At 37.6% G+C, this 16058-nt stretch carries 16 protein-coding genes; all 16 read right to left on the minus strand.

What is annotated here, in order from left to right:
• Window positions 1–351 precede the first annotated feature (351 nt).
• The 16 genes from ACQRCC_RS02240 to ACQRCC_RS02315 all read right to left on the minus strand — a co-directional run bounded on the left by ACQRCC_RS02240 (window position 352) and on the right by ACQRCC_RS02315 (window position 16038).
• Window positions 352–1962 (minus strand): DNA primase family protein, encoded by a 1611-nt coding sequence (locus tag ACQRCC_RS02240; RefSeq protein ID WP_427849189.1) that lies wholly within the window; start codon window positions 1960–1962, stop codon window positions 352–354.
• 200 nt (window positions 1963–2162) lie between these two features.
• Window positions 2163–2372 carry a helix-turn-helix domain-containing protein gene (locus ACQRCC_RS02245; protein ID WP_167513754.1) on the minus strand — a complete coding sequence of 70 codons (210 nt, stop codon included), beginning with the start codon at window positions 2370–2372 and terminating at the stop codon, window positions 2163–2165.
• A gap of 200 nt (window positions 2373–2572) precedes the next feature.
• Window positions 2573–2914, minus strand: a complete 342-nt coding sequence (locus tag ACQRCC_RS02250) for a hypothetical protein (RefSeq protein ID WP_427849190.1) — start codon at window positions 2912–2914, stop codon at window positions 2573–2575.
• A gap of 144 nt (window positions 2915–3058) precedes the next feature.
• Window positions 3059–4570 carry a GH25 family lysozyme gene (locus ACQRCC_RS02255; protein WP_427849191.1) on the minus strand — a complete coding sequence of 504 codons (1512 nt, stop codon included), beginning with the start codon at window positions 4568–4570 and terminating at the stop codon, window positions 3059–3061.
• Window positions 4571–4996, minus strand: coding sequence for a phage holin family protein (locus ACQRCC_RS02260; protein ID WP_427849192.1), 426 nt, complete (start codon window positions 4994–4996; stop codon window positions 4571–4573).
• Between the two features lie 113 nt (window positions 4997–5109).
• Window positions 5110–5235: a CD1375 family protein gene (locus ACQRCC_RS02265; protein WP_330686357.1), complete on the minus strand. Its 126-nt coding sequence runs from the start codon at window positions 5233–5235 to the stop codon at window positions 5110–5112.
• A 50-nt stretch (window positions 5236–5285) separates the two neighbouring features.
• Window positions 5286–5408, minus strand: coding sequence for a CD1375 family protein (locus ACQRCC_RS02270; RefSeq protein WP_427849193.1), 123 nt, complete (start codon window positions 5406–5408; stop codon window positions 5286–5288).
• Between the two features lie 18 nt (window positions 5409–5426).
• On the minus strand, window positions 5427–5693 hold the full coding sequence (locus tag ACQRCC_RS02275; protein WP_427849194.1) for a hypothetical protein: 267 nt from the start codon (window positions 5691–5693) through the stop codon (window positions 5427–5429).
• Window positions 5690–6823 (minus strand): RNA-directed DNA polymerase, encoded by a 1134-nt coding sequence (locus ACQRCC_RS02280; protein WP_427849195.1) that lies wholly within the window; start codon window positions 6821–6823, stop codon window positions 5690–5692. Before ACQRCC_RS02280 ends, ACQRCC_RS02275 begins: the two co-directional genes overlap by 4 nt.
• A gap of 391 nt (window positions 6824–7214) precedes the next feature.
• Window positions 7215–9575 (minus strand): hypothetical protein, encoded by a 2361-nt coding sequence (locus tag ACQRCC_RS02285; RefSeq protein ID WP_427849196.1) that lies wholly within the window; start codon window positions 9573–9575, stop codon window positions 7215–7217.
• A 9-nt stretch (window positions 9576–9584) separates the two neighbouring features.
• Window positions 9585–10061, minus strand: a complete 477-nt coding sequence (locus ACQRCC_RS02290) for a hypothetical protein (protein ID WP_427849197.1) — start codon at window positions 10059–10061, stop codon at window positions 9585–9587.
• A gap of 15 nt (window positions 10062–10076) precedes the next feature.
• Window positions 10077–10577, minus strand: coding sequence for a hypothetical protein (locus tag ACQRCC_RS02295; protein WP_427849198.1), 501 nt, complete (start codon window positions 10575–10577; stop codon window positions 10077–10079).
• A 17-nt stretch (window positions 10578–10594) separates the two neighbouring features.
• A complete protein-coding gene (locus ACQRCC_RS02300) occupies window positions 10595–11401 on the minus strand; it encodes a hypothetical protein (protein ID WP_427849199.1) in 807 nt (268 codons plus the stop codon).
• A 15-nt stretch (window positions 11402–11416) separates the two neighbouring features.
• Complete coding sequence (locus tag ACQRCC_RS02305; RefSeq protein ID WP_427849200.1) at window positions 11417–12838, minus strand: phage tail spike protein; 1422 nt, start codon at window positions 12836–12838, stop codon at window positions 11417–11419.
• Complete coding sequence (locus tag ACQRCC_RS02310) at window positions 12838–13548, minus strand: mtfA protein (protein WP_427849201.1); 711 nt, start codon at window positions 13546–13548, stop codon at window positions 12838–12840. The genes ACQRCC_RS02305 and ACQRCC_RS02310 overlap by 1 nt, the downstream gene beginning before the upstream one ends.
• A 3-nt stretch (window positions 13549–13551) precedes the next feature.
• Window positions 13552–16038: a phage tail protein gene (locus ACQRCC_RS02315; protein ID WP_427849202.1), complete on the minus strand. Its 2487-nt coding sequence runs from the start codon at window positions 16036–16038 to the stop codon at window positions 13552–13554.
• Window positions 16039–16058: the final 20 nt, after the last annotated feature.

Consider the following 16058-nt stretch of genomic DNA (forward strand, 5'->3'; position numbering starts at 1 on the left):
TATATATATTTTCTAAAATTAACCTATATTTTTACTGCCACAACTGCCACAAATGGATAATTTCCTTACGTATCAACGGATTTGATGTTGCAGTAACTTTTTTTTACTGCCACAAAAAAAGTGCCAAATCGCTTAAATCAAGTACCAGTCAACGGATTTGATGTGGCACCAGTTGGTGCCACATTTGTGGCAGTAACTGCCACAAAAGGTGCCACATCCATATTTTACTGCCACATTTCACTTCTGTATCACGTAGTTGGTGCCACAAGTGCCACATTTTTTTCTGTATATCAAAAGTTAGTGCCACAAAAAAAAAGAGATGATACATTCTCTGTATCATCTCAATCAATATCATACTCTGTGAATACCTCTGTAATATGCCTTCAAAGACGGACGGCATTTTTTATCCCTATCATTACCTTTGTATGTCTGACTGTACCAGTCTTCCAACTTGTACTCATCAATCATCCATTCCGGCTTGTCCATCTTATTACCAGGTCTAATACTTTTGTCTTTGTCATCACATTTCCAATCAGGGTATTCCGGCAGAATATTCAAAATATCTTTTACCAGTGTCTTCATAGATTTTGAACAATCCTTATCACCCACATTCTTCTTATACCATGCTGTGTATAAATCCCTCAGGAATGTGAATGGCACAAAATCCCACTGTAACTGTGGCATGATTTCTGCCATGAACTGACGTACTGGGTCATTGAACTCTTTATATTCCTGCAATGCATCTTTACATGCTTCCGGTACAGACAGTTCATAGTAGTTCATATTCAGAACTTTATACAATACATATTCCAATACTTCTTTTCTACTCAAATAATCGTCTTTGATATAACGTCGTTCTGCTCCTGTAAAACACTTTGTAAACGGAATGAAAAGCTGTCTTCTGAAAAACGAATCAGACTTGTCTTTCACTCTTGGAAGCTCATTCAGACACTGTACCATGAATCCATGGAACTGATATGTAATCGGCGTCTTGAACTTACGGTTAATCTGAATCACATCGTTGGTAATGATTGCTTTCAAATTCGCAGCCTTGTCGATGTATGTACCGACATCATTCTCATCAACGATGATAGCTGATGCATTTACAAGCGGCTCAAGCAAGAAATCTTTGCTCATATCAGCCAATGGCAATGACACAGCCGTACCATCACCACAAAGATTTCTCATAAGCTCACAAAGCGTTCCCTTACCATTGTTACCTGATTCAGCATAAAACCATGCTGATTTATTCCAGCGTACATTTGGTCTAATAATTGCACCCATCACTTCCCAAAGCGTATTGACAATCTCAGGGTCATCCGACAATGAACACACCCAATTCTCAACATCCCAGTCTGTATTATCTACAGGATTGTGAATCACAACATTCCTTGCATTCGGATTATAATCAACTCTTGACTTTGTGACAAACACAAAATCCGGCGTAAAAGGCATCAACACCTTTGTATTATAATCAAAAATGCCATTATTAACTGCAATCAGATTCGGCTTTCTGCAAAGTTTTACATGCGGTGCAATCAGTCTGAGATGCTTAATCATCTCAGTTCTGTCTTTTGCAGACATTCCATAGCAATATCTGCCAGCCAGCTTTTCAAATGTTGCTTCTGTACAATCATACAAGCCTTCATATTCTCCAGATTCCTGATAAATACCAAGAACAGCAGACTGTGTTCTCAGCTCAGAACCGCCTTTATCGACCAGTTCAATCAATGCGACCTGATATAAACTCTCAATGATTTCAGCAACCTGAATAGGCATTAATTTCGTTGGAATTCTCCATCTTGCGCCTTTTTCAGCGGCTGCATTATATAAATCAAAATAATTTTTTGTAAGAGCCAAAATGCCTTCTTCAACATCAGCCGGAGCCGGTGTAGTGCCTTTAATTGATACAAGATAATCTCTTGTAGCTTGTCTAATTGTATCTAACTGCGTATGTGCCATATATTAACACGTCCTTTCTTCAATGAGTTTAATTTTCTGTATAAAATCTACGTTTTACTATTGAAGTCAGTGCCAAAATATGCTAATATATGAGCATAAATACGAAATGTATGAAGTCTTGGCACGTCCTTTCAAATGACACTGACTTCCTTGATAGCAACAGTGACCGTCAATCACAGTTGCTATTTTTTTATGTATTCTTAAATGTGACCTTTTTCAACAACCCATTTTTCAAAAGCTGCACGGTCAATCATAACTTTGTTTGATTTACCAACGGTGATATACTCCTTAAATTCCCCACCCTTGATGATATTTTTCAGCTTTGTGACACCTAGTCCCATGTATGCTGATGTATCATTTATCGTTAAATATTTACGTTCTCCAAAAGGAATTCCTGCTGTACCTGCCATCTCTATAACCTCCATTTTTTACCTGTATTTACCTTGTTTTATCTTATTTTAACAGCCCTCAATCTTAATTTCAAGACTTTCCTACCCAACTTTTCACTATTTTCTTTAAACGTGTTATCTATCAACGTATCCAGCTCAAAAATTTTTTTTCACAGCATAGAAAAAAGACCGCCACACGGACGGTCTTTTCATATCTCACCTTATATCATTTTGAAATGCTTAAACGCCTTCATAATCAGCTCTCGCTTCTCAGCCGGACAATTCGGCACCTTATGACCTTCGGCACCTGTATTATAATTATCACGCTTCTCAAAACCACACATACTCTTACACTGAGCAATGTATAACGATGATACAGAAACATTGTACTGCTTCTTAATCCATGCTTTAATCTCTGCATAGGTCGCAGAACCCTTGATACCTTTAAGATATTCAGCATCTTCCGGCTCATAATCTACGTGCATATATTCTATCTCATTGTCGTTGACCGTTTCCCTCACCAGACAGCAAACCGTTTCCACATGCCCTGTATATCTAAACACGAAAAAGTTCATTATTGTACGGCTTTTTACAGCCTTAATAATACCGTAAAATAGCGGTTTTTTCAATGGTTCAGATTTTAACGCTTTTAAAGGCTTTTCAAGATATGTTTCATTCGGTGGCAAATGGGTGGCATTGCCACCACATTACAGCAATTCGTTTACTTTTGCCTGTACTGCTTCGTAGTCATACCCGGCATCAGTCAGTTTTTTCTTACGTTCTTCACCATTCCCCCACTTACCGTTGATTACCTCTTTTGCAATGGCTGTCAGGTCAACGGACTTTTTCAGCAAAGCATTCACCTTTGCCTGAACATCAGAATAATTGTAACCTACTGCTTCCAGTTTCTTTTTCCGATCTTCACCGTTTCCCCATTTACCGTCAACGACTTCCTGTGCAATTTCAGCAACAGATTTTGAAGGTGTTACAGTCTCACCTTTCAGCAGCTTGTTTACTGCTGCCTGAACTTCTGAATAATCGTACCCGGCATTGGTCAAGGCTGTCTTTCTTGCATCCCCGTTACCCCAAACACCGTTGATCACTTCTTTTGCAACTTCTGCAACAGATTTCTTTGCACCCTGATCATTAGAACCAGATTCAGCATAACGTAAAACGTTCGTCCACGGATAATTGCGGTATGATCTGATAAGAAATTCTTTCCCGGTCTGATCTCCCGGTGTGCCACCCGTTGCGGTTCCTTTTTCATTTATGCTTGCTTCAACCTCTTTACCATTGCCACAATACATTGCTGTATGATGTGAAGTATTCAGAAGCACGTCACCCCTGATCAGACCTGCACCAGTGGTACGGTTTACAGAAGCGGTTACGTCTTTGAATCCGCACTTTTTGAACACTGACAGCATATTTCCAGTATATGTTGCCCCGTTGGATTTTACAGGAACACCTGCATTTTCCCAAGCCTGAATAACGGCAGCAGAACAATCATAGTCACCCTTTTCACCCCAACGGTAAATCTGATCATAACCGTGTGAATCATCAGCAGCCCATGCTTCCATCTGTTGAATTGCTTTTTCTGCTTTACTCATATTTTTCACTTCCTCTGTGGTTTCATAAGAATAATTCATGTCAACGTTTCCGTTGATTCCGTTTACTTTTTCTTTGTTTGTGTACTGGTGGAAAGCACAAGCAAAGTCAGCTTCACCAGAATAATCAGCAAGCCAGAAAATATATTTTTTCAGCAGTTCCTTGTCATACATATTTTTGTAATAATCAAGGTTTGCATAGATACCTGCTTTATATCCCTGACTTGTGACATACTCACAAAATGCTTTGGTGTGTGCATTGCATTCCTTGGAACCAAGCGTCACACCCTGATTTTTCGCTTTTGTGATTGTGTCATACTCAAAATCAAAGAAAATAACAGTATCTTTACCAAGACCTGCTTTCTTTACCTGTTCAATACAAAATGCTGCTTCATTTCTTGCCTGATCAACGTTCAGGGCATAGCTGAAATGATAAACACCAACAACAGGGATGCCGTTGTTTTTGCACCCCTGTACATATTCATGAAATTTCTTATCAACGGTCTGTCTGTAACCTTCACGAACGATAGCAAACTGAACACCGTCAGCTTTGACTTTCGCAAAGTTTACATCACCCTGCCAATAAGAAATGTCAATACCTTTCTTTTTTGACATTTATTTTACCTCACTCTCCGTTGCCTTTTTGGTCAGCACGTCAATAGCCTTGGTGATCACTGCCGGAAGTGGCAGACCCATCAACCCGGCATTTTCCACAATAGAAATCAATTCATTTGCCATGAATCCAATAATTACCGCATCCCGGATATAAGCCACACCCAAAGCCAAATCAAGACGGTATGCAATCAGTACAAAAAGTAATGTCATGCATTTCCTGCAAAGACCTTTCCAACCTGCCTTGCTTTCAAGTGTTCCAGTTTCTGTTTTGTTGCTGTTGTGAAAAACACCTGCAACAATCAGACCTGAAATATAATCAATAGCCATAAACATCAATAAGGTGATCAAAGCTGCATCCCATCCACCGAATAAAGAAGCAATAAAACCACCAACCACACCGATACCTGTACAAAGTCCTTCTTTCATTTTTGTTAGTTCCTTTCTGTCTGTTTGATTGCACAAAAATAACCGCTGTGACCTCATATAATGGTCATATAGCGGTTATAATCGTGCTTGTGATAATTTCCTTATGTGTTGACTTACTCGGCTAATTCGCCACAATCTAAGTCAATCAGAACTTCCTTCACTTTGTCCTTAATTCTGTCAGGAACATCAGCAAAGGTTTTCTTTCCCTTGATGATCAGGGTTGCATAAACAACTGCCATTTCTGCCACATCCTTTCTGAATAATATTTTTATGATTAGCTGACATAACATCAGTTATCACCACCGTTTTCGGTCTTGTCCAAAATTGCCTGAACTGTCGCTTTTAACTTATCCGGCACATCATCAATAGTTTTCAAACCCTTTCTGATCAGATCAGCATAAACTTTTGCCATGACTGTTCACCCCCTTCATTAGCCCATCAATTCATACACTTCACACAATGCAAGCTGTGTGTCAGTGACCTGCTGTTCCAGTGCTGCATTCTTTTCAGCCTGAATTTTGATGTATTCGTCCTTGGTGTATTCAATCAGATCAAATTCCCAACCAACGAACCCCGGCTGTTCTTCTGTTCCCGGCTCATTTACCGGGATGATGTTGGAAGAAACAAAAACCCTTGTTTCTGTAAGTTCCAGTTCCAACGGTTCAACTGTACTTCTCTGTTTACCATAATCAATCATGCTGCCTTTTTACCTTCTTTCTTCTTTTCTGGTTTTATGTTGCATATATAGTATTCATCCGCATAAGGTAACAGCGGTACAACATACTTTTGTTGTAATCTGAAAGAATCACAATGTTTTAACCATCCTCTGTAGCTGTTAATGCAGCACCATTCAGAATAGTTCATCATGTTCCCTGATTCCACTTTCTTCCTGATTGCGGTAAGTTTTCTTTCCATATCCAAACAGGTTGATTTTCTCAACAAGGTATGATTGAGAAAAGTTCTATACCCTAAGAAGTCAACACCCCTTACATATGATGGGAATACCTGCCAGTTGTCTTTGATGTTCAATTTAAGTTCATTCTTGAAATAAACATCAATATCTTTCTTCAATTCAATAAGTTCTTCTTTGGTTTTTCCGAATATGACAATATCATCCATATAACGGAAGTAATACTTGACGTGTTTTACCTCTTTTATCCAGTGGTCAAAACTGGAAAAGTAATAATTGCCTGAATACTGTGAAAGATAATTTCCAATAGGAATACCAGTTTCAGGGTCAATATCTTCTTCTAACAAATAGATTGCTGTTAAATCTTCAATATCCGCTGTTGTGGTGCTGTCTATGATTTCATTCAACAACCAAAGCAGATCATTGTCATTGAACATTCTTGCATACTTCTGTTTTAACAATTCATGATTCACTGACTGATAATAGTGTCTTGCATCCAGTTTCAAACAGAACCTGCAATCTTCTGTGTGGTTCCACATTGCATCTTGTAATTTAAACAGTGCTTTATGGATTCCCCTGCCGGGAATAGCTGAATATGTGTCTGCCGTCAGGTTGTTTATGATGCACGGTTCAATTACCTGCAAAATAGCCCATTGACATATACGGTCAGGAAAATAAGGAAGTTTATAAATCTTCCTGTTTTTCTTACCTTCTTTCTTATAAAAGATTTCATATTCAGAAGTATGGTATGTGTGATTGATAAGCATTTCCTGAATCTGTTTCAGGTACTTGTCAGGGTCTTTATCAATCTCAATGATTTCCTTATACCAACCCTTTCCCTTCTTTGCGTGTTGATGTGCTTTTCTTAAATTTTCAATGTCATAAATCTTTTCAAATAAGTGATCATATCGTTTCATCCATTTTTGGTATTTGCAAAACCGAATTTCAGTCAGTACAATGTACCCGGTAAATACGGTTGACATTTCCTCTTTTCTTCGAGTAAGACGGTATTCCTTTCGGTTGTCATGCACCGTCTATTTTTCTTTTTTGCCAAGTGGCACGGTTGAAAGGTTACCACAATTTATAGAATCAGCCGGGGAATTGAACCCCGGCTGAACCTTGCAATTTACTAAGTGACCCCTGATATTCCGATTACGATTACCAACACTGTTATTAAGATTCCAATAGAAAGTACCTGCATTACTGCCATTATTCCAGTTACTGCCTAATTGAGTGATTGTTTTAATGGTTTTTCGTTACAGGCTATAACAAATATCAGAAAACCTTTCAACCTAAATATTAAACTAATTATGCTGCCATCTGTTCTTTCCACGAAGCAATAGCAGCATTGTAAACAGCACTGTCTTTTGTTGGGATATATACCAAGCGACCCCCGAAATACCGATAACGAAGACCAACACCGTTACTAAGATCCCAATAGAAAGCACCCGCATTACCGCCATCATTCCAGCAACCGCCCAATAGAGTGATACGGTAACCATTCAGGTTTACGGTAATATAAGTATAGTCACCAACAGGAAGTGAACTGTTCCCCAAACATTCAGATGCAATGAATAACCAGTCACAGGTTGTTGAATATCCCATTGCTGAAACATAGCCATTTGCATTTGTCACGGTAAACCCGGCAGCTTCATAGTTTTCACTGTTTCTTGATTCAGCAAAATTGAAATCATTGCAAATGTATGGCTGACCGCCACCCATCGAACCATTACCCCAAATATTGATACCATAGACAAATTTCCAGATGTTACCCCAGAAATTTTCTTTTCCTCTCCAACAAACGGCTGTTTTTCCATCTGCTGTTTCAGTAGTGGTTGCACCGCCTTTTTCATTGATGGTTTCCGTTGCCCTGCCTGTACCGTTTCCAATACTTGCTGTACTTCCAGTAAGTGAAGAACAGTTGTATGCACTGTTATCAGAAATGGAAACAATACCTTGTGCAATAGCTGTCTGCAAGTTCATCATACCCATTTCAATGATCATAAGCATCTGTTCAGCAGAAACCTGTTTGATCAGATCACCATGCCAACCGTCACCCCTGTTCTTTGCCATCTGTTCAATATTTGGTCTTGTCAGATTTTGGGTTAATCCGGATGCAGGTTTTACACCTGCAATACTGCAAAACTTATCTTCTGAAACGGTCATGACCTGTTCATCATTCATCAAGAATGCATCAGCAGAAACATCAAAAATACTACCTTCATATGCAGAAGTCAGGAAGTAATCAATTTCATTTCCATTTGCATCATAAAATGCCGGATGCAGCCGGAAACCTGCACGGGGTTTTTCTGAAACATAATAGTTTGCCTTACGCAAATGGTAACCAACACCCGTATCAATAGGGTCATACACAACAGGACAAACCAAGTAATAAAACTTTGGCTGATATACCATGACCTGACCCATAGAACCATCTTCTGCATAATCAGCATCACCATACCATGCAACAATAGTTCCATCGTCAGCAACATTGCATCGTCTACGTCCACCAAACATAGAAAAACGGTCAAAATCTGAACCATTTGTCAGATTGACCGCACCTGCAAGCCTTGTAAATGTTTTATTTTTATAGTCCACCTGCACACCAAGAATATCTTCATCAGACAAACCAAGGTAAGCTCTTAAATCAGCAACACCTGCAAGAATTTCCTGACTGTTAAAGTTCTCATTTCTTAACTCTTCCAGATTAGAAGTGGCTGATGCATTTTCTGCATTCAAGGATTGTTTTGCAGTATTCGCTTTATTTGTAGATTCATCCAAATTTTGTTTTGTGGTTACACCTGATGATATAGAATCGTTTAATTCATTCTTTAAATTATCTGCATTGTCAACAACACCCTGTAACTTTTCTTTTGCAGTATTTGCATCATTAACAACTACAGACAAATCACTTTTTTCTGTTAATGCTTCATTGATTACTCCCTGTAATTGTCCTTTTACAACATTGACTGCCTGATTAACATTATTTATCTGTTCACCAGTATAGTTTTCGATATTGGTTTTAGCCTGTGCTTCCTGATCTGATATGTATTGACTTGTCTGGTCTTTTACATGTTGTATAGATTCTTTCTGCTGTGCCAATATTGCTTTATTCGCTGCAATGCGTACAGCTTCAATATCTTCCTCTGATTCTGTAGTTTTTTGTAAGACATGATTATCAAATCCAGATACCTGCGCATTCACATTCTGTTCTGCTATTTTCGCAGCTTGTCTTGATAATTCTGCACTTTCTGCATAACCTGCCGCATTTTCTTTACTCTGTTCAGCAGATTCAGCAGACTGCCTTGTCTGTTCTTGCATCTGCTCAACGTTAATTTTTATATTTGATACATTTACATTTGCTTTGCGAACTTCCTCAGCATCAGCTTCTACTTGTTCAGCTAAATTAACAACATGATCATGCATGGAAACATATTCTGGTGTCAGATCACCCGGAAGTGCAACACACTGCCATGTATCTGAATTTTTACCTTCATTCGGTGGTACATTACTAACAGTTTTTCCAAGTTCAATGATACATAAGTATGAACCACCGTTCAGTGATATCAAATCCAAGTATTCATATTCTTTCTCATCTGAATATTCCCCGCATGGATTTGGGGAAACATTACCTAAATCTGTTTCAGAATAATTATTTGTTGTACTCATACTTACCCCCTATAAATTTATTCTGTATTTCAATCTGCTTCCTGATCTAAAAAAATGAACTTTGTCAACTTCCGGGTCACTATACATTATAAGTCTCCCATTAATTACCTTGAATGCCGCAAAAAATACATTTCCAGTCTCACCTTTCAGTTCACTTTCTTTGGATTCTACATATTGATCTATCTCTTTTTTTGCAATGACTGCCTTACCCAACACAGATTCCGCATAATCTTTCGATTTACCTGCATAATATTTTGCATTATCTGTTAATGACTCTGGTACCTCATCTCTACCTACTGCATAACGCTCTGACAGCTTTGCATATTCATCATAAATAGCTTCTGTTTCAAGGATTTTCTTTTTAACATTTTCATAAGATTCATTATCTTCGTTAATCTTTGTGATAGCATTGATTATTGCCGCTCTGACATCTTCCCCATACTGTGCGTTTTGGATCCACTGGATGTATGTACTAATGTCTGCCATTGTTATTCACCACACTTAATAAACATTACCCTTACTGACAGTTTTCTTTTCTGACCACATACTGTATGTTTCATTCTCCCCATAAGCTCTCACTTCCACTGTAGCTCCGTCCATACCTTCTGCAATAAATTCATCAATTGTTCCATACTTTGTCAGTATATTATACTTTGATTCATATGTTTTTGAAGTTCCATCTTCTTTTGTGACTCTGACTTTATATGACGTGGCACCTTCGATTTCATTCCACCCAACGGTTAACACGGAATATGCACCTCGAATTGTTTCCTTCTGCCAATAACTTGCAACCGCAACATCTGGTCTATCAAGAATCATTTTTTCAAGCTGCTTCTGAACTGCTTTGTTTACAGCATCTTTCATATCATCAGAAAGTTCCACTTCAATATCAGGTACCTTGGGAATATCTGGTGCCTTATAAATTGGTGTACAAGCAAAAGCTGTTGTTGTACATGACAGTGCTAATATTAAAGTGCATAATAAACATAAAAGTTTCTTCATAATATAACATTCCTTTCTTATTTCATTGCTTCAATTTTTGATATTGCTTGACCTAAAGTTCCTTTATACTCATAGTTATACCCATTAGAATAACCAACAGTTGGGTAAGCGTCTTTTTCACTTGATGATATATACCCATAACTTTTATCGTATTCCACGTATTTCACTTTCTGTGCACTACACTTCAATACATTATAATCCTGACCATCTATTTTCATTGTAGTGTAAGTGAATTCTGTGTTATTTCTTATCTTGTAACAAACACCATCCACCATAGCAAACTTACCGGAAATAATATTTAAGTCTGATGGTGTATTATTTTTTGAGTTAAAGTTTATTGTAGATAATGGTTCTGCTACTGTTACACTTCCGTTGAGATTACCAACAGAATCACTGTAGTCAATCGTAGTTTCTGCAACTGCACCCTGTACAGAAATCACTTTAAAAACAATCAATTCTGAGGATTGTTCATACGACGTAGTCTTTGAACTACTGAATTTTTCCCACACATGTACATTTAATATATCATCAGGCATGGACGCAAGTTCATCTGTAATTTTCCCAATCTGTTCACGAACTGCAGTACCTGCTGTTGCATATGTCTTACCGTCAGCACCGACACGGATATCAGTAAGTTCGCTGTTACCTTCCGTTGACCCGCTTTGTGATACAAGATTATCAATTCTTTCTCTTGCAATAAGATCAATAGCTCCCGATTTTCCATCTTCATAACACTGATAAATTGCATCACGTATTGCCTGACGAACATCTTTACCATATACTGCACTTAAAATTTTCTTTAAGTAATCATTTATATCAGCCATTTCTATCATCCTTTCTTAAATCATTTTATGCAGCTTGTCCGTAAGTGTTGTAAACAGCACTCCAAACGTATAAACTGATTTATCTGGTTCCATGATATTTAATTCAATCTTTAAACATTGAAATAACGTATCAATTTCATGCGGTGGTGATATAACCCTGACATAATCACCTACAGAAATAGACTCTGTATTAATATCTGTTAAATGCAAATCAACCGCTTTTAATGTAAGATTTACAGACATTTCTATACCTGATTCCAACAATGTTTTTCCTTTTTTTAAAAGGTTATCCGCAATTGTTACGTCATCCCACTCATGAATTTTTGTAATTCTTCCAAATAATGAAATTCCAAGTTCGCTTTCAATGTAATCTTTACCGTCATTGACAGACTCAATTGTTAACCTTCCAATGTTGTTCCCATCTTCATCTTGCTGTTCAACACCCAACGGAATTAATACGGTAAATACATCTTCTGCTGTTATATACTCTGTAATGTCTAACAGATTTTTACCAAATTCGATTACCTGAGAATTAGTTTTCCCAGATTCATTAAGATAATCCAGGTATCTGACACCTTCCTGTAATCTTGGAATTAGATATCCACCGTGAGTATCTATAAACTTCTCATTCAACTCGTCAAATGTATTTGGGTATTGTGAGGATTCACGGTTAATATAATTGTTTGGATCTGTAACTGTAACGTTTCCAATCTGAAACTGTTTCCAATCGTCCACCTGACTGTTGTGATTGTTAATGAACTGTGAAAACAATTCTGGTATATCCCCTTGAAATTGATACGGCCTTTGAATCGAATCGAGAAGAAACGCAAGCTGCCCTTCACAATAAATGTCTTTTCTTTTATAAAAATCATTCTTACTATAAAGGACGCGTCCAAAAAAGATTTCTTTTTCATTAACTTCTTTTTTTAATTCTTGTAAATAATATGTATAGTCATAAAACGCAATTGTAATGGTACCTGATGAAATTCTCCTATTTATGCTTGTAAACTTGTATACCTTATCATCACTAGAACCATCCGAAAGATCACCATAAAAATAGCTATGTGTTTTATAGTTACTATATATTTTGTATGAGTCAGCACCTTCTATATCTAACGGCTGTTTTAAAATAATTTTACCTGTATATTTATCAATTGCTGCGGTTTTATATATCACAGTCTTTGGTATAGAAGATTGTGTTGATTTGTAAGTTTTTTTAGTGTTTATCAATTCATACGCACTTTCACTCGATACCACCTTACATGTGGACTTCAATTTATTAATACTGTTATACATTACATTATTTGGTGGAAGAGTAAATTCAAAAGACCCTGACTTATTTAATTCAGATACCACCTTGCCGGATATCATTGAATATCCTTCATTCGACAGCAGTGGGGAATATACCACTTTATCATCAATATAAACTGTATACACTATAATCTTCCCCCCATATAGTCAATTGAAACATAACCGTTTCCTGTAAAGTTCAGTGTGTTCATTCCTTCTTTAATGATGATGTTTAGTACCCTGTTTGTTCCATCAGCAAGATCATATGTCATATCCTCAAATTTTACTTTCAGCCCAGTGCCATCATCCGATTTTACAATAAACTCAGGTACAACTGATTTTCGTCTACCCTCAATTTCGAACGTTAATTCACCATCAACTTTAATATCTTTGTAATCACGTATAATTCCAGTTTCAAAATTGAAAGAATCCCATTCCCAATCTTCCAAGCTACCGAACAATTCCATTTTATACGGTTCAACGCTACCCTCAATTGTAATAGTGGAAGTCACTTTATTTGACTTCCACTCATTTACAGCAAATCTACCAATATATTGATAAGTAGGGTCTTCATCTAAAATCACGTGCATTTCTCTTCCGTGTAAGAAGTCAAGAATTTCCGAATAGATGTTTGACCATCTTTCCCTTGCATCAATCACATTAAATTCACAAGTGATTTGTCTGTTTTCATATTTGACTTCACCAGTCATGGATTCTGTCAAATCAATGACTCCATCAGATGCAGGTACATCAATATAAATTGTTTTTGGTGTTGGAGGACTGATTATAGGCCTTGACTTTAGAATCAACCCCCAGTCATTATATGAATGCTTCTCATTAAAGCTAACACCATTCACTTATCAGTTCCCCCTTCCTTTAAGATTTAAAATTTTACCAAGTTCATCGTCTATCTTCGGTGCTATTTTTCCTACCAGTGTGCCATCATCTAAAACAATGTTTCTGTCCGTCATTGCAAGTATCTGTGGGAAGAATCTGGTAAGCAAATCAATCAGCATTTCCAGTCTTTCGACAATTTCCCTGTTTTCAACAGCCACAGCCTGTCTGATCATGTTCAGCATGGTTTCCTTACCAATCATTACTTCGTCACCTGCATCACCTGCACCCCTTGCCTGACCCGTTACAGGGTTTACATCAAAGATTGTAGGTTTGGTGAACATATACGGTTCTTCCATAGCCTTTTTATACCAAGAAATACCAAAAGATGGTACTGACGGTGGGTTAATGGAAAACTTTCCAGATATACTAATGTGCGGAAGTTTTAACTTTGGTAATGACCATGAAAAATTCATGACCGACTTAATCTTACTGATTGCATTCGACACAACAGATTTGCAGCTTTCCCATATACTGCTGAACTTATTTTTAATGCTGTTCAGGATATTCCCAACGGTCGATAATGCACCATTTAGCCCACTTGATATAGTGGACTTAACCCCATTGATCACAGTGCTTACAGTGCTTTTTATTCCATTCCAAACACTGCTGAATGTGCTTTTAATGCTGTTCAGGATACTTGAAATCACTGAACTAATTGCATTGAACACACTGCTAATCAATGATTTGATTGCATTTATCACATTTGAAACGGTAGTCTTAATTGCATTCCATACATTACTGATTGTGCTTTTTATAGTGTTCAGTATATTTGTAATCGTTGATTTTATCGCATTGAAAACAGTGTTAATCACAGTTTTGACTGCATTGACTACCGTTGTCACAGTATTCTTGATAGCTTCCCAAACGGTAGAGAACATATTTTTGATGTTCTCCAATATTGGACGTAAAACTGAAACAATAGCATTCCATACATTTGAAATTGTGGTCTTAATTACATCTAAGGTAGTTGAAATCACAGACTTGATTGCTTCCCACGCCGCAACGATGTATTCCTTGCAGTTTTCCCATACAAACCGCCACGGTACTGTAATTAATTCAAACGCTGCTGTAATAATCTCCACAATAAGCATGATTGCAACTTGTACAACATTTTTAATGGTTTCCCATATCGTTGACAAAGTATTATGTACCGCCGTAAATATACTGATTACCTTTTCTTTCACCAAATTGAACTTTTCAGTGATAATTTCCTTAATGGATTCTACTGTAGTTGATATGGTTTCTTTGATTGCTTCCCAAACAGTAGAAATTTTATTCCATAGTTCAGTGAAGAACCCTTTAATTGCTTCAATCACCGTGAGGAATGTATTCTTGATAGCTTCCCATGCGGTTATTACTGCATTTCTGAAATCTTCGTTTGTATTCCACAAAACAATGATTGCCGCAACTAAACCCGCTATCAGACTTACAACCAACATGATAGGATTTGCATTCATAGCTGCAGTTAATAACCACTGGGCTATTGTTGCACCTTCATTTGCTGCTTTATACGCTTTCCATGCTTTTGTTGCTGCGTCAATTAGGTTAGATATAGCCATTGCAGCCTTTAGTGTTACAAGCCCAGTCACCACCCCTGCAATTAATGGTGACCACTTTTCAAACGTTTGTATAATGGCAGGCATCTTAGCAGATAACCCTTGCACCGCTTCTGCCGCCTTTTTAACAACTTCAACTGCTGTAGGTAATACATTTTTTCCAAGAACCGCCTGAAAATCCGTCCATGCCTGTTTCAAATTCCCTGTTTGGTTAGTCCATGTATCAGATTCCCTTGCAGCTTGTCCTAAAGCACCAGATGCAGCATTTGCATCTTCAACCATTTGAAGAAGTGTAAGCTGTTTCTGTGATTCTGACAAATCGTTGAAAGATTTTCCATACAGTTTATTGGCTGCAGCATTTCTGGTTGTTTCTGTACACGATAAACCAAGTGCCGCATCATTTTCATAGTTACCTTTTAAGAAAGACTGCAAAGATTCAGTTGTTTCTTCCAGTGATCTGTCATAGAATGCGGCACTATCAGCAACAGCAACCAAGGCACGATCAGCGAGACTAAGGGCTGATTCTGTATCCATTCCGGTTGTTTTTGCAAAGGCGGCTATCTGTGTATAACTGCCTTTCATTCGGTTAACCTGAATACCAGTATTATCAGCAATACCCTTTAGTGATTTACTGGCTTGACTCTCCATATCACCAAAAACTTGCGTAAACTGTGAAGATGCCGCTTCTGCATCGGCTGCTGCGTTAATACAGTTCAGACCAAAATCTTTCAGTTTATCTACTGCAAAATATGTTGCCACAGCAGTACCTATTTTCTTAAAGGCACTGCTGATCTTATTTTCTGAATCTTTTGCCTTGTCAGTTGTATCGTCAATAGAATCATTAGCATCTGCGTTTTGGATTGCTATTGTACCGAATAACTTAAATAATTCCATTCAAACTATCTACCCCTTTC

Source organism: Sporofaciens sp. SGI.106 (assembly GCF_050314255.1).
Classification (GTDB): Bacteria; Bacillota; Clostridia; order Lachnospirales; family Lachnospiraceae; genus Claveliimonas.